This is a genomic window from Pseudomonas huaxiensis, from assembly GCF_003231275.1.
GTDB classification, from domain to species: domain Bacteria; phylum Pseudomonadota; class Gammaproteobacteria; order Pseudomonadales; family Pseudomonadaceae; genus Aquipseudomonas; species Aquipseudomonas huaxiensis.
Window position 1 is genome coordinate 13,054 of record NZ_QKVL01000028.1, and the last position, 20,425, is coordinate 33,478.

The window sequence follows — 20,425 nt, forward strand, 5'->3', positions numbered from 1 at the left end:
ATCACCTATATCGCACCAATACAAATAGTAGATCATCCTGACACCTACTTAGCATCACTCTTGCATCATTGTCATATTCAGCATGCGAGAGAATTTCTTTTATATAAGCGATGCGATTTCGCGGGTTAATCCATGCAATAAGCAGACACTCATTTCCCTTGATATCGTATCGCCAAATGCCAAAAGGCCCGCCTCACGGCGAGCCTTCATCAGCGGGCTTCTAACTACTCACCCCCAACCGCCTCATCTCAATCCCGTCCAACACCGCGTCCACCAGCCCTTTCGCCATTTCCGCCGAATGCATCGGCGCCAGCAGGAGCCCGTTGCTGATGGGCAGGTCTGCGTTTTCGAAGGTTTGCTGGAGGGTGTCGTAGATGCCTTGCATGAGTAGCGAGGCGTGGACCAGGGCGTCTTCTGCGTCGATATCGGCGCGGACAGTGAACAAGGGCGGGTGGCCGGCATTGCACTGCCCAAAAACGAGGGCAGCCGTTTTGCCGAGGAAGGCTTGCGGTGGATCTGGAACGATCTTCGTCATGATGAATTTCCTTTTCTGTCGATGAAGCCATCACCACCTGCGACCAAACAGATTGGTGACGACCGTACGCGGGTTGGTCGACCGGGACAAAAAGGCAAAACCCAGCAGGCACGAATGCCTCCCGCGCACAGCCGCCATAGCACGAGCCTACGGACGCGAAGCGACCGTATTCGTGAAAGACAGCTTTTGCATTTTTGACAAGCCGGGCGACCAAACCCGATCGCTGATACGCAGCGACCGCGAAAGCCTACAGCCCATCCCCCAACGAGGCAAGGACACCCTTCCCCCGCACCGCCCTGTTGAAACACACGGAACTAAATCCCCCGCCAACCGGGCTAATCCAGTATCGACAACTGAAAATCCACAGGCCCTCGACGTGAGCGAACTCCAAGCCCTTCCCGCCGGCCTGCATTACGTGGACGACACCCTCCCCGGCATCCGCCGGCGCAAGCTGCGCGGTAAGTTCGCGTACTTCGACAGCCAGGGCGAGCGCATCCGTGATGCCGAGGTGGTGGCGCGTATCAACGCGCTCGCGGTGCCGCCCGCCTACACCGATGTGTGGATCTGCGCCGACCCCAACGGTCATCTGCAAGCCACCGGCCGCGATGCGCGGGGGCGCAAGCAGTACCGCTATCACCCGCGCTGGCGCGAGGTGCGCGACGCGGACAAGTACGCCAGTCTGCTGGCCTTCGGTAAGGCGCTGCCGGCGCTGCGGGAAACCTTGCAGCAACACCTCGCCCTGCCGCTGCACAGCCGGGAGAAGGTGCTGGCCACGGTGATCCTGTTGCTCGATGACACGCTGATCCGCATCGGCAACGCCCGGTACGCCGAGGAGAATCGCTCCTACGGGCTGACCACGCTGCGCAATCGGCATGTCGAGGTGAGCGGCAGCACGATCCGTTTTCACTTTCGCGGCAAGAGCGGCATCGAGCATGAGGTCAGCGTGAATGACCGGCGGCTGGCGCGGATCATCAAGCGCTGTCTGGAACTGCCCGGGCAGCAGTTGTTCCAGTACCTGGATGAAAACGGCGAGCGCCACAGCGTGACGTCCAGCGATATCAATCGCTACCTGCAGGAGCTGACCGGTGCCGAGTTCACCGCCAAGCACTATCGCACCTGGGCCGGCAGCGCTCTGGCGCTGACCCTGCTGCGCGAGCTGGAATGGCAGCCTGAAAGCACGGCGAAAAAGCATGTGGTGGCGATGGTCACGGAAGTGGCGACCGAGCTGCGCAATACTCCAGCCGTCTGCCGCAAGTGCTACATCCACCCGGCGCTGATCGCGGCCTTTCATGCCGGAGAATTGGGCAATCTGCGCCTGGCCGCCGCGCGCAAGGGGCTGCGGGATGAAGAGAGTCTGTTGATGCGCTTTCTGGAGAAGCTGTCCGCCAGCGCCGGATAAACGCCCCTTGCGCACAACCCCACCCGCCAAGATAATGCGACCGATTACCATTAACGCTCTGGCACCTTCCCATGTCGGCACTTGATCATTCGGCGCTTCATCGGCTGTACAGCGAGCACAACGGTTGGCTCAAGGGCTGGTTGCGGGTTCGGTTGGGCAACACCGCCGATGCGGCCGATCTGGCGCAGGACACCTTCATCCGGGTGATGACCGCCCGCAATGCCGGGCCGATCCGCGAGCCGCGCGGGTACCTGAGCGCCATCGCCAATTCTCTGCTGATCGACAAGTCACGCCGCCGCACCATCGAGCAGGCCTATCTGCAAGCCCTGGCGCTGCGGCCGGAGCCAGTGGAGGTGTCGCCGGAGGTACGGCTGTCGATCATCGAGATGCTGATGTCGATCGACGCGATGCTCGATGAGCTGGGCAGCCGCACCCGGGAGATTTTTCTCGCGGTGCAGCTTGAAGGGCTGACCTACGCGGCCGCCGCCGAGCGCTTCGAGGTGTCGGTGACCACGGTGAAGAATCATCTGATCCGCGCCATGACCCGCTGCCTGTTGCTGGTCGAGCCCGCATGAGCAGCACGCCAGACCTCGCGGTGCTTGAGGCCGCTGCCACCTGGTACGTGCAGCTCAATGACGGCACCCGCGACGAGGCGCGAACCCTGGTCTGGCAGGCGTGGCTGCGGGCCAGCCCGCAGCACGCGGCGGCGTGGGCCCGGGTGGAATTGCTGCAACAGCAATGGGCGCAAGTCTCGCCGAAAGCCGCCCTCTCCGGTTTGAGCGCGGCGCAGGCTCAACGGCGGGATGTGTTGAAGGTGCTCGGCATGCTGGTCGCCGTCGGCGGCACCTGGCTGGTCAGCGAGCAGGTGCCGTATCGGGCGATGCTCGCGCAGCAACGCACGGGTTCTGGCGAGCGTCGCGCGCTGCATCTGGAAGACGGCTCGCAGTTGCACTTGAACGTGAACTCCGCGGTGGATATCCACTTTGACGGGCAGCAGCGGCGGGTGCAGTTGCTGCGCGGCGAGATCATGATCCAGACCGCCAAGGACCCGGCCCAACGACCGTTCATCGTCCACACCGAAGACGGCAGCGTGCGCGCCCTCGGCACACGCTTTTGCGTGCGGCAACTGGACGGGCGCACGCGGGTCGGCGTGCTGGAGGATGCGGTCGAGCTGCGTCCGCTCGACTATCCCGAGCGAGTGTCGCGGCTGAACGCCGGGCAGCAGGCCAGCTTCGATTTCGCGCAGGTGAGTGCGATCACCGCGCTGCCCTCCGGCGCCAGCGCCTGGACCCAGGGCATGCTCAGCGTGAACGACTGGCGCCTGGGCGATTTCATCGAAGAATTGGAGCGCTATCGCCCCGGCGTGCTGCGCTGTGCGGCAGCGGTTAGCGGCTTGAGCATTTCCGGCGCGTTCCGCGTCGACGACACCGATACGATCCTGGAAAACCTCGGACGAACCCTACCGGTGCAGGTCCGTTATCTGACGCGCTATTGGGTCAGCATCGAGGCGGTTTGAGCCGTTGTTGCAAATAGTCTGTCCGCGACCTTGCTGATTTTGATTCTCATCCGTCAATGACATACGCCGCGATCACAGCGAGTTTCTGCCATTACAACGGAAGGATCATCCATGCGTCAGTCCCCCCTCATCAGCACGACCAGGATAAGCCGCGCGGTTCGCCTCGCGGTGCTGGGTGCGTCCCTCGCCACGCTGCCGGGCCTCGCGCTGTTGCCGGCCCAGGCCATGGCGCAGAGCCAGGGCACTTATCAGATCAATGCGGGCCCGCTGGGCAACGCCCTGACCCAGTTTGGCGTGCAGGCCGGGGTGACGGTTTCGTTCGACACCGAGCAGACGCGCAACCTCACCACCAACGGGCTCGACGGCGCGTACAGCGTCGATGAGGGTCTGGCGCGCCTGCTCGTCAACAGCGGCCTGCAGGCCGAGCGCCAGGGCAACGGCGGTTATGTGCTGGTCGCAAGCCAGGCATCTGCGACGCTGGAGCTGGGCGCCACCGAGGTGACGTCGAACCAGTTGGGCACCATCACCGAAGGCAGCGGCTCGTACACCCCCGGCACCATCGCCACGGCCACGCGCCTGGTGCTGACGCCGCGGGAGACGCCGCAGTCGATTTCGGTGGTGACTCGCCAGGTGATGGACGATTTCGGCCTGACCGCCATCGATGACGTGATGCGCCACACGCCGGGCATCACGGTCTCGACCTACGACACCGAACGTACCAACTACTATTCTCGCGGCTTCTCCATCGTCAACTTCCAGTACGACGGCATGCCGACGCTGCGTGACGCCCAGTACTCGGCCGGGCAGACGCTGACGGACATGGCCCTGTACGACCGCGTCGAAGTGCTCAAGGGCGCCACCGGCCTGCTGACCGGCGCAGGCGGCCCGGGCGGCACCATCAACCTGATTCGCAAGAAGCCCACGTCCGACTTCAAGAGCAGCATCGAAGTCGGCGCCGGCTCCTGGGACAACTACCGCACGCAGATCGACGTGAGCGGCCCGCTGACCGACACCGGCAACGTGCGCGGCCGGGCAGTGGCGGCCTATCAGGACAAGAAATCCTTCCTCGACCACTACTCGCGCAAGACCGAGGTCTACTACGGCATTCTTGAGGTGGACCTGAGCCCGGATACCCTGCTGACCCTGGGCGCCGACTATCAGGACAGCGAGCCCAAAGGCTCGAGCTGGACCGGCACCCGCACCATCTTCGATGCGGTCGGCAACAAACTCGACCTGCCCCGCGCTTTCAACAACGGCCCGAAATGGAGCAGTTGGGAGCAGTACAGCCGCACGGTGTTCGCCACGCTGGAACACAACTTCGATAATGGCTGGGTCGCCAAAGGCCAGTACAACCACCAGATCAACGGCTACGACGCACCCTTGGGCTACATCTCCCAGGATTCAGCCACGGCCAGTTCGATCTACGCCCGCAAGTACACCGGCGAAACCACCAGCGACAGTCTCGACGCTTACGCCAGCGGGCCATTCGAGCTGTTTGGCCGTGAACACGAGCTGGTGATCGGCCAGTCTCTGTCCATCTCCAAATGGAAGGGCAAGGACTTCTCCAACGCCACTTACTTCGACAACTCTTACGACTTCTACCAGTGGCACGGTGAAGCCATCGAACCGCTGTGGAACCAGCCGACCAAGATCAACGACGAGACCACCCGGCAGACCGGTACCTACCTCACCGGCCGCTTCAGCCTGATGGATGACCTGCACCTGTTGCTCGGTTCGCGGATCGCCAATTACCAGGTCACCGGCACCAGCGACACCCAGGAAAGTGGCAAGGTCGTGCCTTACGCCGGGCTGGTCTACGACCTCAACGACAATTTCTCCGCCTACGCCAGCTACACCGAGATCTTCCAGCCGCAGACCCAATACCGCGACCGCACACGCAAGATGCTCGATCCCAATGAAGGGAAAAACTACGAGTTCGGGCTCAAGGGTGAATTCTTCGACGGCCGCCTGAATTCCAGCCTCGCCTACTTCGAAGTCCACGAAGAAAACCGTCCGATCGCCGACACCCTGTTCAACTCCACGCCGGGCGCCGAGTACTCCTACGTGGGCACCAAGACCAAGACCAAGGGCTACGAAGCGGAGATTTCCGGCGAGCTCAGCCCAGGCTGGCAGTTGCAGGCGGGCTACACCCACAAGGTCAGCCGCAACGATGACAGCGACAAGGTCGCGACCTGGGAGCCGGAAGACCAGGTCAGCTTCTACACCAGCTACAAACTGAAGGGCAGCCTCGACAAGCTCACGGTTGGCGGCGGCGCGCGCTGGCAGAGCGCCGGCTGGCAGACGGTGTACAACTGGGGTTACGACAACCGCGCCGGGCGGTACGAGAAATTCACCCAGGACCCGTACTGGCTGGTGGACCTGATGGCCCGCTACCAGTTCACGGAAAACCTGTCGGCGACGGTCAACGTCAACAACCTGTTCGACAAGAAGTACTTCACCAACATCGGTTTCTACGACTCGGCGTACTACGGCGATCCGCGAAATGTGATGGTGACGACTCGTTGGGATTTCTGATCTCGACGCGTAAAAAGCGGCCTTGTGATTCCGCGTGAGCCGAATACACTGCTTATTCGGCTCACAAAATGAGCCGAATAGATTCCATATTCGGCTCAGAGGTTTCCCATGACACCCCATTGGATCTGGCAACAACCGCAATGGCCGGCCTTTCACTGGCAGGCGGATCAGCTCGGCGAGTTGCTGCGCCAGTGCGTGCATGAGCAAGGCTTGCTGGCGGGAAAGATGGGGGCGGTGGGCGACGAGCAGAGCCGGCAAAGCATGCTCGATGCGTTGTTGCAGAACATCATCACCTCATCCGCCATCGAGGGCGAAACGCTGAATGCGGGATCGGTGCGCTCATCGCTGGCGCGGCGCCTGGGCGTGGACGAGGTGGACACAAGCCAGACCAGCCCGCGTAGCGAAGGTCTTGCCGAGTTGATGCTGAACGCCATCCAACACCCGGAACAGCCACTGACGCAGGAGCGCCTGCTGCACTGGCACAACCTGCTGTTTCCGAACCAGGACGCTGCACTGGCACAACGCTCGCTGCGGGTAGGCGAGTTGCGCGGCGATGAGCCGATGCAAGTGGTATCCGGCAGACTGGACAGGCCCACGGTGCATTTCGAAGCCCCGCCCCGCGAAGGGCTGGAAACGCAACTGGAGCGTTTCCTCGACTGGTTCAATGGTGACTCGCACGCGCTGCATCCACTGCTGCGCGCGGGCGTGGCACATTTCTGGTTCGTGACGTTGCATTCCTTCGACGACGGCAACGGCCGGCTGACCCGAGCCCTCACCGACCTGGCCCTGGCCCAGGGCGAACAGCAGGCGATCCGCTTCTACGCCATGTCCGCCAGCATTCTCGACAACCGCGCAGGCTATTACCGCATCCTGGAACAGAGCCAGAAGGGCACGGTGGATATCACTGACTGGCTGATGTGGTTTCTACAAACGCTGTTGGCGGCCATGAATCAGGCGTTGGGCACCATCGATCGTGTGTTGAACAAAGCGCGGTTCTGGCAGGCGCATCGTTTGACACCGCTGTCGGCGGAGCAGTTGAAGGTGCTCAATCGACTGCTGGACGGCGGCGCCAAGGGCTTCGAACACGGCATCAGCGCCGCGCAGTATCAGGCGGTGGCGAAGGTGAGCAAAGCGACGGCGACGCGGCATCTGGCGGATTTGCTGGAAAAGGGGTTGCTGGAAAAACTGGAAGGCGGGGGGCGGAGTACGCGGTATCGGGTTGTGGAAGGGTGAGTCATTCAGCGGTCAGCAACGGCGCTATTGCCGGGAAATGTAATTTCAGTGTCTGGTGCGGATGAAACTGTGGGAGCCGGTCTTGCCGGCGATGAGGCCCGTCGGAACAACGTTGTTGCTGGTACGGACGCCATCGCTGGCAAGCCAGCTCCCACAGATTGCATGGGACCGTTGAACTGTTGCCAGGTCGGACACCACCTCCTCAATTCACCACCACATTCCTCTGCCACCCCTCCACCACACTGATATGGCTCAGCCGTCCCTGCCCGTCAAACAGCATCCAGTCACTTCCCACGCACCGGACCTGCACGTCCGCCGCCGGCCAGTCGAGGCTGGCGCAGAGTCGGTCGCTGCTGCGATGGATGAAGTGCACCCGCGTGTCTTCGCCAGCCAGGGCATAACAAACGACCAGCCACGACCCAGACAGGGTGAGGTTCAGCGGCGTCTCTGTCGGCCAGTTTTCTTCGAAACCGGGCAGCCGATAGCCCTTGCGGTTGCCCTGGCGTTCCAGCACCAGAATCGCGTCGGCGCCGGGTTTGAGCTTGAGGCCCACTTCGGTAACGTCGCCGTCGGCCGTCAGCAGCAGGAAGCTGTTTTCATGCTTCAGCCCCGGCAGCGCGTCGTTGCCCGCCAGCCGCCGTTCAGGCAAACGGTAATGCCACACGTGGCCGCTGCCATCGGCGCCGTGCAGCCAGAGGGATTCGTTGTGTTCGTCTTCTTTGAGCGCCAGCACGCGGCCCGGCAAGTCGCTGACATGCCACAAGGTGGTGAAGTCGCGATCGGCATCAACCACCCGCAACTGGTGGTCGCGGCCAATGGTCCAGCCGGTGCCGTCGAACGAGCGGGCGAAAACGTCGAAGCGCAACACGCCAAGGTCAAGGGCGCTGCGGTTGACCAGATCGAGTTTGCTGACGCGCCAGACATCACTGCGCCTGGCCACCACCAGCGCAACCTGACGGCTGTGGCCGATAACGATGGCCTGGGCAGGCACGGGGAAGTGGAAGAGCGTCTTGCCCTGGGCGTCGATCACCGCCGCGCCGGCCTCGCCGAGGGCGATCAGGTAGCGCTGGTCGTCGAGCGGCACGACGTCGACGATCGGCCGGCTGCCCAGCTCCGGGGCGGTCCATTCCTGCGCGACGTCGACGCTGTCCAGCGGCACCTGCGTTGCGCGCGGCGGAACTTTGTTGGGCAGGTCGTTGAGCAGGAGACTGTCCTTGCTCATTTTGATCAGGGTCTTGAGCTGATCCTGCGTCAGGTGGCCGTTGCCACCCGCCTGGTCGGCGACAACGGCATTGGCAATCGCGCCAGCCAGCCACGCCAGCGCGCCGCCACGGGTTTTGTGCTCCAGCAGAGCGCGGGCCAGCACGCCGCGTTCGGCATGGCGCCTGGGGTCGTCGCGCAGTTGCTCGACCCAGTCGCTGTAGGCATCGAGCGTGTCGGGTAACAGGATGGCGCGCTTGACCAGCGCACCAATCGCCAACTGGCCGCCCGCCGCTTCGGCGTTAAGCAGCCATTGCGCGGCGCGCTCGCGCTCGGCGGGCAGGCTCCAGATCACGTCGACGGCTTGCAGCCAGAGGCCTTTGCCGGTGAGGGCTTCGGCCCATTCCAGGCGCAGGCGGTCGGCGCTTTCCGGCCACTTTTCCTGTAGCAAGGCCACGGCGTCGGCAAAGGCATCGTCGCGGCGGGCCACGAGAATCGCACGCTGCCAGTCACCCGCCGCACACAGCAGGCGCACGATCATCGCCGGCGCCATGTCCCAAGCGAGGGCCAGCTCAGCGGCCTGGGTGTGTCGGCCGTGGGTTTCCAGATAGTCGAGGGCTTCCTGGCGGGCCTTGAGCAGTTCGGCGAGGACGAAGGCCGCTTCGTCGATCCGGCCTTCGCGGTCCAGGCGCTCGAACGAGTGACGGTAGATTTTCCGCAGGTGGTCGTCCATGCCCTCTTCCATGAGCATGCTTCGCGCCGGTCCGCGTTGGCCGTTGAGGCTGAGGTCGTCGCGGCGCTTGGGCGCGCCGAACGCCTGTTCGCTGGGGCCCTGTTCGTCGCCGAGAGGGATGGCGTGACGCAGGGCTTCCTGGAAATCGCCGTTCTCGAACATCTCGAGCATGCGCCGCATGTAATCGGCCTGACGCTTGCCGTAGAGGGCCGACAAGCGCGAATTGAGGGTGAGGCGGGTCAGCAGGCGGCGCCACAAGGCGGGGCGGGATTGCGTTGGGGTCGCGCGGTCTGGAAGCGCTGGGGGCTTGGCCAATGCGTTCGCCGTTCCCGGCGATTGGGGATGTGACGTCGGCTGTGCACCGGGCCTGCGTTGCAGCAACGCGCGCACCGCCGCCAACAGCAGCGTCACCACGATTGCGCCGATGAGCGTCGCGGCGATCATCTTGAGGATCGCGTTCCAGGTGTCCGCATCGTTGGCCGACGGTGAGCTGACGCTACCACCGCTCAACCAGCGCAGGGCAATGATGATCGCGATGGCCACCCCCAGCTTCGGCCAGACGGACGATGTCGAATCAGGACGCTGCCACTCATCTTTACCCGCTGCCTCGGCGGAGGCTTTCGGCTGGGCCTGCGCTTTCTGCTGCCGCGCCTGCAGGGCGTTCATCACCCCTTCCCGCTCCGGGCTGACCGGCGCCAGCGCGTCGCCGAAGATTTCCCGGGTGTCGGCGGACGGCGTCAGCAGATCGAGATCCGGTTCCGCCAGCGTGCTGCGGCAGTCGTAAGTGTCCAGCAGGGTGTAGCCGCTGATATCGATCCATTGCTCCGGCGCCAGCACTTCGGCGTCGCGCAGGTGCAGGGCCTCGACGTGGCTGCCGCGTACCAGCCAGAGGTCCGCCGTTGGCATCGTGCGGATTTCTTCGGGGCTGAGCAGCGCGGAACACAGGGCGCGGCCCTGACGAATCAGCGGCCAGCCGGTCAGGGTTTCGCAGTGCACCGACAGCGGCTGGCGCAAGCGCAACAGGTCGCCATCGGTAAAGCGCCAGGCACTGGCGCCGATCTGCCACTGACTCAGGATCAGCCGCGCCGCCGCGCGTTCATCGAAGCGCTCGCGGGGCAGCCACAGGCCGTCGATCAGTTGGTGCCCGGTCAACACCGGGCGGCGAATCAACGCCACGTTGTCATCAAGCACCCGACAGCATCCTTGTGGTTTCCGGTGTCTGGTTGCAGCTCACCTGCAGCCGCAATCTGCCTTGCGCCAGCGAGTACACCAACAGCTCGCGGGCGCTGGTGAGGACGGCGATCAGCTCGGTCATCGGGCAGTAGCTGTAGCGCACGATTTCTTCGCTGGTGGTGAACAGCACCCGCTGTTTGCCCTCTTCATAGAGGGCGACGCTGCGCTGGTTCGGGCCCAGCAGCACCAGGGCGCAATGGTGTTCTTCCTTGCGCTGTCGAAGGCCGATGCCCCTCCAGCCGGGGGCCAGTTCGATGCGCTCCGACCGCACGGGGAAGCTGCTGGCGGTCATCACCGTCCAGCGCTCGCTGCCGTTCTCGACCGAGCACAACGCGCAGCCGCCGAAGCCCACGCGCCACGGCCAGCCGGCGATGAACAGCACTTGGGTGACGTCCTTGGCCGGGCCCACCATGAACGGCCCCACGACACCCGAAACACCTACGGCGCTGGCATACAACTGGCTGCCGTCGCGGCGCACGTAAGCCATGGCATCCTCATCGACCTTGGCCACCGCCATCACGTCGTCCGCCAGGTAACGGGTCTTGCCGTTATCGGGCACGGCACCGGTTTTGCCCGCGATGGACCAGCTCGCCAGATGGCCTTTGCTGTCCAGCAGAAGCAGGCGGCTGGCGGTGCTGTTACGAATCCAGACGGTGGGCAGCAGCGTGGCGGTGCCGGGCGGCAGTTGCAGTTGATCGCGGCTTGGTTTGTCCACTGCCCTCAGGCCGCTCATGTGCCAGAAGCGCAGTTGATCCCCCTCGCTCAACACCGCGCCAATGGAGCGCCCGAGGAAGGTGATCCCCAGCGGCGACGAGCTGCCGCTCCAGACCGAGGTGCGCACTTCCAGCCCCTTTTTCTGGTGATGCGCCGGCAGCTTGATGACCACCATGCCGGGTTGGTCGAGCAGCCTGAGCGCCACATGGCCACCGTGGCTGGAGATGATCGGCGCGAGGGTCTGGGCGACACGCGGCACGGCGCCTTTGACCGGTGCGGCAACCACCTCGCCTTCGAATTGGCCCTTGAGCAATTGCAGTGCCGAACGCTCCTCGGGGATCGGCAGCGACACCCGGCGTTGGCTGCCCGCCAGCAATTCGAAACTCAGGCTTTGGCCGTCGAGGCTACGGTGCAAGTGCACGCGGTGGGAGCAGAACTGGCGGTCGCTGGCAGGCAGGCGCTGTCCCACTAGCCAGCACTCGCCGGCCGGTTGCGACTGTTCGCCGAGCCAGTGACGCCAGGTCTGCCAGTGTTCCTCGCTGACCACGCTCCAGGTGCGCGCGGCGAGCAATGCCTTGAGCTGCGCCGCGCCATCGAAGGGTCGCAACTGCGGCGCATCCTGAAGGATGCCCCAGCGCAATTCGGCCCCCGCTTCTTGCGCGCGGCGCGCCAGCAACATCAGCAAGGCCAGGTGCACCAGCCGCGCCGCGCCCAGTTGCAGCGGACCGGCATCGAACAGCACGACGATCAGGCGACTGGCCTGCCGCGCCTCATAGTGTGGCGCGAGGAACATGTGCTCGCCGGACACCGCCCGGCGCAGGAATTCTTCCGGCACCTCGCCCGCCAGCAGCCATTCGCTGGACAGCAGGCGCTCGTAGGAGCCGCGACGCTGCAGGTCGCCCAGGCCGTCAGGTTCGGGCACGCCGCCTTGTTGCAGGCCGCGCCATGGACCGAGGATCGGATTCAGGCGACCGAGCAAATCGGCGAACAACGGCAGGTGCTCGGGGGCGAACCAGGTCAGCCATTGCCGCCACGGTTGCAGCGAATCGGGTAATTGCATCAGCGGCCCGTCCAGTGCGCGGCGATGCGCTGCAAATGCTGCGACGTCAGCGGCAGTTGTCGATCAAGGGGCACCACCGCCTGCGGCTCACGCCAGAGCAACAGCGGCGCGCGGGAAAAGGCGCGCGACAGCGCCTGGCCGAGCAGGTCCAGCGGCACTTCGGGTTCCCAACTGGTGGGCAGCCACAGGCCGGGCGCGCGCTCATCGGTGGCGGCATATTCGACGCCCTCGACCCAGGGCAAATCGTCGGCCGCGCCACACACCACCAGCACATCGCGATTGGCCGTGGCTTGCAGCCGCGCCGCCTGCTCCTCGGGCAACGCCGCCAGTCGCGCATGCAGGCGCCGCGCCGCATCGCCCCAGCCCACCGCCGCCTGGGGCGCAGCGGCCACGGAACGCGGTCGCCAGCCCCAGCTCATCAGCGGGGCGTTCATACGGCGCTGGTCAGCAGGCGGGTCACGCGGCCACGAACGTCCTGCAACTGGGCCGGCATGGTCTGGCTATTGAAGTTGGCGTCGATTTCCCGCAGCAGGTTTTCCAGTTGCGCGCTGGCGGGTGGTTCGCTGCGGGCGAGGTAGTCTTCGGCGGTTTCCAGGAGACGGCTGAGCCGCGACATCGGCTGCAACGTCGCCTCTTCGACCGCGCTGAACAAATGGCTGTTGCTGGACTGGGCGAACAGATCGCGCAGGACCTCACGACCGTGCTGCTGAATTTCCTTGGTCGGCAGCACATACAGCAGCGGCCACAGGTCCGCTTCGCTGGCCTCGGTGCGACCACTGAGCAACGCGGCGGCGGCGATCAGGCGCTGGGACTTGACGATGCGCCGGTCCGACAGCTGCACGCCGGCCTCGCGCAGGCGGCGGATGGCCTGGGCCAGCGCGGGACGAACCTGCGCGAGATCGACATCTTTCAGGGCATGGCCCAGCACATCCAGCTGGCTCAGCCCCAGCAGTTGCTGGACCGGGCGCTGCTCGGACTGCCAGCCGCCGGACAGCATCGCTTCGAGCTGGTTGTCCGGCACCGAATCGACGAACAGGTGCAGCAGGAAGCGATCACCGAAGGCCGCCAGCGCTTCATCGTCCGGCAGGCCATTGGCGGCGCCGACGCACACCCGCAGCGGGCATTGGATCTGGGTGTGACCGCGCCGGAAACGGCGCTCGTTGAGCACGCCAAGCAGCGTGTTGAGGATCGCGGTGGAACCGAGGAAAACTTCGTCGAGAAAGACGATATCGGCTTCTGGCAGCATGCCACTGACGTCGGTTTCCACCGTGCCCTCGCGCAGCTTTTTCAGGTCCACGGTGCCGAACAGTTCCGAGGGTTCGGTGAAGCGTCCGAGCAGGTATTCGAAATAGCGCCCGCCCATGCACTGCGCCACCCGGCGCACCACCGCACTCTTGGCGGTACCGGGCGGCCCGACCACCAGAATGTGCTCCTGCGCGACGGCAGCCAGAACAATCAGCTCGGCCAGTTGCTCCCGCCCCACCAACCCCTCGGTGGCAACCCGCACCGCCTGACGAATCTGTGCGGCAGCGCTCTGCAATGACGCGGACATAAGCACCTTCCCTGAGCTGAAACGAAGAATCTTGCCTCAGGAAAAGGCGTAATCACAAGAAGGAAAATGCCGTGATAGAGCGTTTGATTACCTGAATTCAACCACGCGTCGCGACGGATCATCACGAGGACGTGCACTGCAGGCACGGCATTTTACTGAAGCAGCCGTCCGCCCTTGCGCGTCAATTCCAGCCGCCGATAGGTCGCCGGCGAAAGCCCTTCCAGCCTCTCCAGACACGCCGCCGGATCGTTCAGCGGCAGCTTCTTCAGTTCTTCGAAATCCCGCTCCCACCATTGGGTCGCCAGTAGGCGCTCGATCATCTCTTCGGGATAGCGATAGCGAATCACCCTCGCCGGCACGCCGGCAACCACCGCGTAGGGCGGAACATCCTGAGTGACCAGAGCGCGGGTGGCGATGATAGCGCCGGTGCCGATGTGTACACCTTCGAGAATCAGCGCTTCATGGCCGACCCAGACGTCATGGCCGAGGGTGGCCATCTCGATGGGGGCATCGTATTCCCAGTCGGTGTCGGTGTACTGGAAGGGATGGGTGCTGAGCCAGTCGGTGGGATGGTTGTGTTTTTCCTGGCCGATAACCACGCCGTTGCCAATAGAGCAAAAGCGCCCGATGGCGCCGACGAACTGCAACTGGCCTTCACCGCGAATGTAGGTGTGAGCACCGATGGACAGCGCATGGCTGGCGACCTGCACATTGCCCATGCGCACACCGTCTTCAAGGGTGAGCACGGACTTCTTGTGGAACTTCGACAAGCGGCTGCCGAGCTTGCAGCCCTGGCGGCGAATCCAGCGGTTCCAGTACCAATCAGCGATGGGCATCCCCGACTCCTGTTGTTGTTCAACGTCCCCCAACCTGACGGCGAGGGGGCGTAATGGTAGTCGCTCAGGTCGGGAAATGCAGCCGGGGGCCGTCAGTTGCGCTCAGTAACTCCACACCAGCAACACCTGCCCATAAAGATTGCCCCGCGACGTCTCCAACTGGCTCCCGCCGTCCTCCGCGCTGCGCCGGGGTTTGTAGTAGCCCACCAGCGGCAGCACGCTCCAGTGCTGATCGATAGCCCACTCCGCGTAAAGATCCAGCTCGCGAGCATCGCGATTGCCCAGGCTCGGGTCGAGGGTGTCGAAGGTATAGAACAGCGCACCCACGTTGACGCTATCGCTCACTGCGGCCTTGACGCCGAGATGGTGCACGCGGGTGTTGCTGTTGAACGGGCCGGCATAGTTGGACGCGACCTCACCCTGGAACCAGGTCCCCAACGCCCGGCCATTGCCATAGAACAGCGGGTCGTAGCCTTCGGAAAAGCGGCTGTAGCGGTAGTTGACGCTGGGTTTGCCGGGCAGTTGCGAGAAGGTCCAGCCGGCTTCGAGGTACCAGGCGTTTTCGTTGCCGGCGTCCTTGCGCTCCCAGGCGTGTTCAGCGGCAAGGAACAGGTCGCTGACGCCGGCGTTGCCCTGGGTGCGGACGCTGTAAAGCTTCATGCCCTTGCGCTCGGGGTAAAGCAGTTCGGCCAAGGCCTCGTCGGTGTCGGTGACCGTGATGGCAGTCAGGCCAAAGGTCGCGGGCGCAGCGATGTGTTCGAGGGTCGCAACCGCCAGCTCAGGGCTGGCCTGGGCCGGGTTGTCGGACTTCAGCCACATCAGGTCGCCACGCCAGCCCTGGTCGCCGCCCAACCGCAGGATGGCGGTCTGGTCGAAGGCCTTGCGGCCAGTGAGGTAGTAGGCGCCGCCGCGGTTGACCGCGCCGTCCAGCATGCCGCGGCCGATGTTCAGGGCGTCGCCGGAAATCAGGAAGCCGTCCCCCACCACGACGTTCTGGCGGCCGCCAGAAAGCTCCAGGCCGTTCTCGCCCAAGGCCGGAAACAGGTCGGCGGAGCGCCAGCCGAGCCAGGCGTTTTCGATTTTCGTGGTGCGCTCGTCGCCGACCGTCCAGCCCGCGGCATCGCCATCGCCGAAGGTGGCGCTGCTGACCCAGTCGAGGGCGCCATGGAGTTCGCCAAGGCCGGCCGTGCGGTGCTTGAAGTCGATGCCGTATTGCAGTGTGGTTTCCTGCCAGTTGACGCTGCCGGGTTCGCGTTCGCCGGTCTGGCCGTAGCTTTCGCCGCTGTGGAAGACGCCGGCAGCGCCTTGCAGCCTGGCGGCGATTTCACTGTCGGCATCCTGATACAGGGTCAGCGCCTGCGCCCAGGGTGAAAGAGCCAGCAGCAGCGGGACGGATGCCTGGAGTTGTTGTTTTCGCATCATGACGGTCTCGGAACAGGAAGGAGAATGGCTCCCGCAGGAGCCGGCGACGGGGCTTCAGGCGGGGATCTCACCCTCGGCATACATGTCGGCGATCACCCGCCACTGGCCCTCGATCAGCGACCAGACGAACAGGCTCTTCATCGCGAACGCCTCGCCCTCCAGCGGCAACACGCGCCAGGTGACCCAGGTGTAGGCGGCGCTGTCGCCCAGCGCGGTGAGGCGGTCGATGCGGATCGAGGCACCGCGGGAGTCGGTCACCAGGGCGGTGAGCAGTTCACGCAGTTGCGCGGTACCGTGGTACAGCGCGTCGCTGCCGGCGCCGGTGATTTCAGTGGCGTCGGTGTACAGCTCGCGGACGATGGCGTCGGCATCGCGGCGAGCCCACAGGGTTTGCAGCAGGTCGAGGCGGGCTTGCAGGGACGTTTTCAGGGCAGCAGAAGGCATGTTCGAATCCTCTCGGTCGAAGGGTGGGTGCCCCGCAGGGGCGTTTCAGGTCGGGTTGGGGGTCAGCGGCGGCCGTTGCGGTAGCCGGCGAGTTGGTGACTGACCTTGCCCAGGGTGCAGATCAGGTTGCGCAGGTTGTCCTTGCCGGGAATGCGGGTGCGGGGGATCGCGCTCATCACGTCCCAATGGCGCGAGCCGCGGGTCATGCCGTCGGCCACCACCTGGCTGATGACGTGGCTCGGGGTCACGCCGAAGCCGGAGTAGCCCTGGACGAAATAGGCGTTGGGCCGGCCCGGCAAGGTGCCGATCTGCGGAAACAGGTTGGCGCTGCACTCCATCGGCCCGCCCCAGGCGAGGTCGATGCGCACGGGTTCCAGATAAGGGAACACCTTGAGCATCAGCTTGCGGTTCCACTCTTTGAGGTCGTTGGGGATGTACTCCAGCATCCGCGTGGCCGAGCCGAACAACAGGCGGTTTTCGTTGGTGACGCGGTAGTACTCGATCACCGGGCGGATGTCGCTGAAGGCGCCACGGATGGGGCTGATCTGCTGGATCAGCGCGTCCGGCATCGGCTCGGTGACCAACTGGAAGGCGTAGGTGTTGACGATGCTCTTGTGCAGCTCGGGTTCCAGGCGGTCGAGAAAGGCGCCGCACGACCACAGGATCTTCTTCGCTCGCACCGAACCCTTGGCGGTACGAATGTGGATGGTGTCGCCGTAGGTCACCTCGAGCACCGGGGTGTTTTCGAAGATCCGTCCGCCCTGCTCCACCAGTGCCTTGGCGGAGCCCAGCAGCATGTTCAGCGAGTGCAGATGGCCGTTGCCCATGTGCTTGAGCGCGCAGGTGTAGGCATCCGAGCCGACGATGCCACGGACTTCGCTGCCTTCCAGATACGCGATCTCATGGTTCGGACTGAGTTGCTTGAATTCCTTTTCCCAGGTCTGCAGCAGTTTGCCCTGGCGCTTGTTGAATCCGAGGTAGCCGTAGCCGTGGCGGAAGTCGGCGTCGATGTCGTACTTGGCGATGCGCGACTGGATGATCGACGCGCCCAGGTCGCTGATCTCGAAGACGGCCTGCAGGCCATCGTCGCCAACGCTCTTGCGGATCTTCTCCAGGTCGTGGCCGATGCCGGCCATGATGTGCCCACCGTTGCGGCCCGAACCGCCGAAGCCCAGGTAACGAGCCTCCAGCAGGACGATATCGGTGACACCGCGCTCGGCCAGTTCCAGTGCAGTGTTGACGCCGGAAAAGCCACCGCCGATGACCATGACCTCGGCCTCCAGGTCCTGCTCCAGATCGGGGAACCTGAGATCGTATTTGCGCGTGGCGGTGTAATAGGTGGTGGGGGTTTCTACGGACAGCATGGGTTCACCTTGTACATGTCGTGATCGAACCGGTTAACGGGAAAGCGCGCCCGGCGCGGGGTGACGGTCCTGGAGCCGGCGGATGCCGTAGAGCACCAGCGACAGCAGGAGAATGCCCAGGCCGGTGGCGACTTCTTTCAGGCCGCCGTAGCCAGCCAGTTCCGCCGACGCAGTGCCGACCACCACCACGACGGCAGTGAACAGGCTCAGGACCCAGGCGACCGGAATCCAGGCACGGCCCAGCCGCACCGGGCGCGGCAGGTCCGGCGCGTCGTGGCGCAGCAGGAGGAAACCGGACAAGGCGAAGAAGATCGCCACCAGGTAGCCGATATTGGCCGTCACCAGCATCGCCAGCGGCGAGGACAACAGGAAGATCATCGCCAGGTTGAGTACCACCGCCACGCTCATGCAACGCCCCGGCACCTGGTGCTTGTTGAGGGTGCCCAACTGGCGGATGGTCAGGCCTTCCAGGGCCATCCCGTAGAGGGCGCGGGAACCGTCGGCCAGGGCGGCATTGAGGCCCATGAACAGGCCGACCAGCAGGGCACCGATGAAAAAATCACTGTAGCCACTGCCCACCACCGCGTTGAAGGCATCGATGTAGAAGCCGCTCGGGTTGGCCAGTGCGGCTTCGCGGTCCACCAGCCCGCCGAGGCCGAAGGCGACGGCGGCGAACACCAGCACCGTGTAGCCGCCGGAGGTCAGCAGGGCCAGGCGCATATCGCGCTGGCTGCGGTACTCCGGGCCGAAAGCGGCGCACATCTCGGTGCCGTAGGCGCTCCAACTGACCAGGAACAACCACACCAGGGCGGTGCGCCAGAAACTCCAGTCCAGCGCCACCGGCTCGCTGAGGGCGTGACGGAAACGTTCGACGCTCCAGCCATCGCCGAACACCGGCGACACCGCCAGCACCAGGATCGGCACCAGCAACAACGCGCCCATGTATTTCGACACCGACGCGGCCATATGCACGCCCAGGCGATTGAACTGCCAGAACAGCAACAACAGACCAGCCCCGATCAATTGCGATAGACCGACACTCAGCGGGCCGAAGCTGTAGCTCCAGGTCTGGCTGGAGAACCACTGAGCCTGGGCCAGCGCACCGGCGCTGACACTGACGATGGACAACACCGCCGACCAGCCCAGCCAGTAGCCAAACGAGGCCAGCGGACCGACCAGCGTGCAACGTCGGCGCCAGCCTTCGGTAGCGATCATGGAGATGCCGCCGGGCTTGTCCGGGAACATCGCCGAGACTTCAAGGAAGATCCAGTTCTGACACGCACCGACGGCGGCCGAGCCAACCCAGAGCGCCAGGGCGCCGACCGGACCGAGCACACCAAGGGCAAAACCGAAGGACGCGAAAATGGAACCGGACACCGCCATCGACAGGGCGAAGGCGTCGGTCCAGCGCAAGGTGGGCTGTAGATGCTGGCTATTGTTGTTATTCATGGCCGGATACGCGGTAGTGGGACGAGCCATGATTAAAGACCCTCGCCGCCTGTGCTGAACACGGCTCACAGCGCCAGCCGCTTGCCTCGCCGTGCCATGCGTCGCGACGGCGTCGGCGAACTTGTAAAAACAATTAACATGTTAGTAGATTGTCACGAACTCCCGTTCCACCGCGCGCCCCCACAAGAACAACACCGGCTTCAGCCGGCCCGAGGTAAGCGATGAACCTGCAGCACGCGAATCTGTTTCAAGGGCGCGAAGGCTTCGAAGTCTGGCATGGCGACCTCGCTTCCAGTTGCGGCACCTTCCATGTCGAACCGCCGGCCGACAGCCACATCACCAGCTTCCAGGGCGCCGTCACCGCGCTGGACCGCCAGCGCTGCCAGGTCGAAGGCGCGCGCATCACCAGCAATTGCTCCCACGTGCACCGCTCGCAGCGCGACATTCGCGGCGACGACAAAGACTTCTTCTATCTGGTGCTGCAACTGAGCGGAGAAGCGCTGAGTTGCCAGTCCGACGCCCAGACCCGTCTTGCCAGTGGCGATCTGGTGCTGCTGGATGTGGCCCGACCGAGCGACTTTCACTTTCGCGGACTAAGTGATCAGGTTTCGCTGATCCTGCCGCGCCAGGACGTGCTGCGACGCTTTCGCGAGCAACGCTTGCGGATCAACCAGCGGATCGACGCGGCATCCGCCATAGGCGCGATGAGCGCCATGCTGGTGGGCCAGTTGCTCAACGACACCCGCCTCACCACCGACGAATCTCTCGCGGTACTCGATGCCCTCCTCGCCCTGCTGCGCCCGGCCTTGACGGCGGAACCGGGCGATCCGTCCGAGGCCTCGCCGCCGGCGGTGATGACCAAGGCCAAGGCCGTGATCGAGCGCTACCTGACGGATGAAAGCCTGTGCCCGGAACGCATCGCTTGCACGGCCGGCACCTCGGTGCGCAACCTGCATCGCCTGTTCGCGCGATATGAAACCAGTGTGGGTCGCTACATCCTCGAACGCCGCCTGCACCGCTGCGCCGAGGCGATCCTGCAAAGCGACGTGAAAATCACCCCTATCGCCCTGAGTTGGGGGTTCAAGGACCTGAGCCATTTTTCCAGGGCATTCAAGAGCGAGTTCGGGGTGTCGCCGCGGGAGTATCGGGAGCGGCGGGGGTAGGGTTCAGGCGTGTGAAGGGAGCGCCGGAACATCACAC

General features: G+C 64.4%; 17 protein-coding genes. 6 read left to right on the forward strand and 11 right to left on the reverse strand.

Annotated features, from left to right (window positions below; translation table 11 throughout):
* Position 1: 1 nt before the first annotated feature.
* Together DM374_RS34470 and DM374_RS23400 are read right to left on the reverse strand one after the other, a co-directional pair.
* Complete coding sequence (locus DM374_RS34470) at positions 2–178, reverse strand: type II toxin-antitoxin system HigB family toxin (RefSeq protein WP_110972059.1); 177 nt, start codon at positions 176–178, stop codon at positions 2–4.
* 42 nt (positions 179–220) lie between these two features.
* Entirely contained in the window at positions 221–535 is a 315-nt protein-coding gene (locus DM374_RS23400; RefSeq protein ID WP_110972007.1) for a DUF3077 domain-containing protein, read from the reverse strand.
* A gap of 376 nt (positions 536–911) precedes the next feature.
* Here DM374_RS23400 and DM374_RS23405 point away from each other — a divergent pair, with 376 nt between their 5' ends.
* From DM374_RS23405 to DM374_RS23425, 5 genes are all read left to right on the forward strand, one after another.
* Positions 912–1,934 (forward strand): DNA topoisomerase IB, encoded by a 1,023-nt coding sequence (locus tag DM374_RS23405; RefSeq protein WP_110972008.1) that lies wholly within the window; start codon positions 912–914, stop codon positions 1,932–1,934.
* A 71-nt stretch (positions 1,935–2,005) separates the two neighbouring features.
* Positions 2,006–2,509, forward strand: coding sequence for a sigma-70 family RNA polymerase sigma factor (locus tag DM374_RS23410; RefSeq protein WP_110972009.1), 504 nt, complete (start codon positions 2,006–2,008; stop codon positions 2,507–2,509).
* A complete protein-coding gene (locus tag DM374_RS23415) occupies positions 2,506–3,450 on the forward strand; it encodes a FecR domain-containing protein (protein WP_110972010.1) in 945 nt (314 codons plus the stop codon). The genes DM374_RS23410 and DM374_RS23415 overlap by 4 nt, the downstream gene beginning before the upstream one ends.
* 111 nt (positions 3,451–3,561) lie before the next feature.
* Complete coding sequence (locus DM374_RS23420; RefSeq protein WP_110972011.1) at positions 3,562–5,985, forward strand: TonB-dependent siderophore receptor; 2,424 nt, start codon at positions 3,562–3,564, stop codon at positions 5,983–5,985.
* A 108-nt stretch (positions 5,986–6,093) separates the two neighbouring features.
* The gene (locus DM374_RS23425) at positions 6,094–7,218 is read left to right on the forward strand and encodes a Fic family protein (RefSeq protein ID WP_110972012.1); all 1,125 of its coding nucleotides are present in this window, start codon (positions 6,094–6,096) and stop codon (positions 7,216–7,218) included.
* 202 nt (positions 7,219–7,420) lie between these two features.
* Here the strand turns inward: DM374_RS23425 and DM374_RS23430 are convergent, their stop codons facing one another.
* The 9 genes from DM374_RS23430 to DM374_RS23470 form a co-directional block, all read right to left on the reverse strand.
* Complete coding sequence (locus tag DM374_RS23430; RefSeq protein ID WP_110972013.1) at positions 7,421–10,342, reverse strand: bpX6 domain-containing protein; 2,922 nt, start codon at positions 10,340–10,342, stop codon at positions 7,421–7,423.
* Positions 10,335–12,158, reverse strand: coding sequence for a hypothetical protein (locus DM374_RS23435; protein ID WP_110972014.1), 1,824 nt, complete (start codon positions 12,156–12,158; stop codon positions 10,335–10,337). Before DM374_RS23435 ends, DM374_RS23430 begins: the two co-directional genes overlap by 8 nt.
* Positions 12,158–12,592 (reverse strand): bpX5 domain-containing protein, encoded by a 435-nt coding sequence (locus DM374_RS23440; RefSeq protein WP_110972015.1) that lies wholly within the window; start codon positions 12,590–12,592, stop codon positions 12,158–12,160. The genes DM374_RS23435 and DM374_RS23440 overlap by 1 nt, the downstream gene beginning before the upstream one ends.
* The gene (locus DM374_RS23445; RefSeq protein ID WP_110972016.1) at positions 12,589–13,710 is read right to left on the reverse strand and encodes an AAA family ATPase; all 1,122 of its coding nucleotides are present in this window, start codon (positions 13,708–13,710) and stop codon (positions 12,589–12,591) included. Before DM374_RS23445 ends, DM374_RS23440 begins: the two co-directional genes overlap by 4 nt.
* 152 nt (positions 13,711–13,862) lie before the next feature.
* On the reverse strand, positions 13,863–14,546 hold the full coding sequence (locus tag DM374_RS23450; protein WP_110972017.1) for a CatB-related O-acetyltransferase: 684 nt from the start codon (positions 14,544–14,546) through the stop codon (positions 13,863–13,865).
* Positions 14,547–14,648: 102 nt separating this feature from the next.
* Positions 14,649–15,968: an alginate export family protein gene (locus DM374_RS23455; protein ID WP_177431596.1), complete on the reverse strand. Its 1,320-nt coding sequence runs from the start codon at positions 15,966–15,968 to the stop codon at positions 14,649–14,651.
* Positions 15,969–16,022: 54 nt separating this feature from the next.
* Entirely contained in the window at positions 16,023–16,412 is a 390-nt protein-coding gene (locus tag DM374_RS23460; RefSeq protein ID WP_110972018.1) for a nuclear transport factor 2 family protein, read from the reverse strand.
* Positions 16,413–16,474: 62 nt separating this feature from the next.
* The gene (locus DM374_RS23465) at positions 16,475–17,776 is read right to left on the reverse strand and encodes an NAD(P)/FAD-dependent oxidoreductase (RefSeq protein ID WP_110972019.1); all 1,302 of its coding nucleotides are present in this window, start codon (positions 17,774–17,776) and stop codon (positions 16,475–16,477) included.
* Positions 17,777–17,809: 33 nt separating this feature from the next.
* Positions 17,810–19,255, reverse strand: coding sequence for an APC family permease (locus DM374_RS23470; protein WP_225422570.1), 1,446 nt, complete (start codon positions 19,253–19,255; stop codon positions 17,810–17,812).
* A gap of 191 nt (positions 19,256–19,446) precedes the next feature.
* Between DM374_RS23470 and feaR the strand changes: the two genes are divergently transcribed.
* Positions 19,447–20,388, forward strand: coding sequence for a transcriptional regulator FeaR (gene feaR, locus DM374_RS23475; protein ID WP_110972021.1), 942 nt, complete (start codon positions 19,447–19,449; stop codon positions 20,386–20,388).
* The last annotated feature ends 37 nt before the right edge of the window (positions 20,389–20,425 follow it).

Excerpts from the sequence above, each read along its gene's own strand:
- DM374_RS23400 (WP_110972007.1), bottom strand. The coding sequence starts at position 535 with ATGACGAAGATCGTTCCAGATCCACCGCAAGCCTTCCTCGGCAAAACG.
- DM374_RS23410 (WP_110972009.1), top strand. The coding sequence starts at position 2,006 with ATGTCGGCACTTGATCATTCGGCGCTTCATCGGCTGTACAGCGAGCAC.
- DM374_RS23415 (WP_110972010.1), top strand. The coding sequence starts at position 2,506 with ATGAGCAGCACGCCAGACCTCGCGGTGCTTGAGGCCGCTGCCACCTGG.
- DM374_RS23420 (WP_110972011.1), top strand. The coding sequence starts at position 3,562 with ATGCGTCAGTCCCCCCTCATCAGCACGACCAGGATAAGCCGCGCGGTT.
- DM374_RS23425 (WP_110972012.1), top strand. The coding sequence starts at position 6,094 with ATGACACCCCATTGGATCTGGCAACAACCGCAATGGCCGGCCTTTCAC.
- DM374_RS23435 (WP_110972014.1), bottom strand. The coding sequence starts at position 12,158 with ATGCAATTACCCGATTCGCTGCAACCGTGGCGGCAATGGCTGACCTGG.
- DM374_RS23440 (WP_110972015.1), bottom strand. The coding sequence starts at position 12,592 with ATGAACGCCCCGCTGATGAGCTGGGGCTGGCGACCGCGTTCCGTGGCC.
- DM374_RS23445 (WP_110972016.1), bottom strand. The coding sequence starts at position 13,710 with ATGTCCGCGTCATTGCAGAGCGCTGCCGCACAGATTCGTCAGGCGGTG.
- DM374_RS23450 (WP_110972017.1), bottom strand. The coding sequence starts at position 14,546 with ATGCCCATCGCTGATTGGTACTGGAACCGCTGGATTCGCCGCCAGGGC.
- DM374_RS23455 (WP_177431596.1), bottom strand. The coding sequence starts at position 15,968 with ATGATGCGAAAACAACAACTCCAGGCATCCGTCCCGCTGCTGCTGGCT.
- DM374_RS23460 (WP_110972018.1), bottom strand. The coding sequence starts at position 16,412 with ATGCCTTCTGCTGCCCTGAAAACGTCCCTGCAAGCCCGCCTCGACCTG.
- DM374_RS23465 (WP_110972019.1), bottom strand. The coding sequence starts at position 17,776 with ATGCTGTCCGTAGAAACCCCCACCACCTATTACACCGCCACGCGCAAA.
- DM374_RS23470 (WP_225422570.1), bottom strand. The coding sequence starts at position 19,255 with ATGGCTCGTCCCACTACCGCGTATCCGGCCATGAATAACAACAATAGC.
- feaR (WP_110972021.1), top strand. The coding sequence starts at position 19,447 with ATGAACCTGCAGCACGCGAATCTGTTTCAAGGGCGCGAAGGCTTCGAA.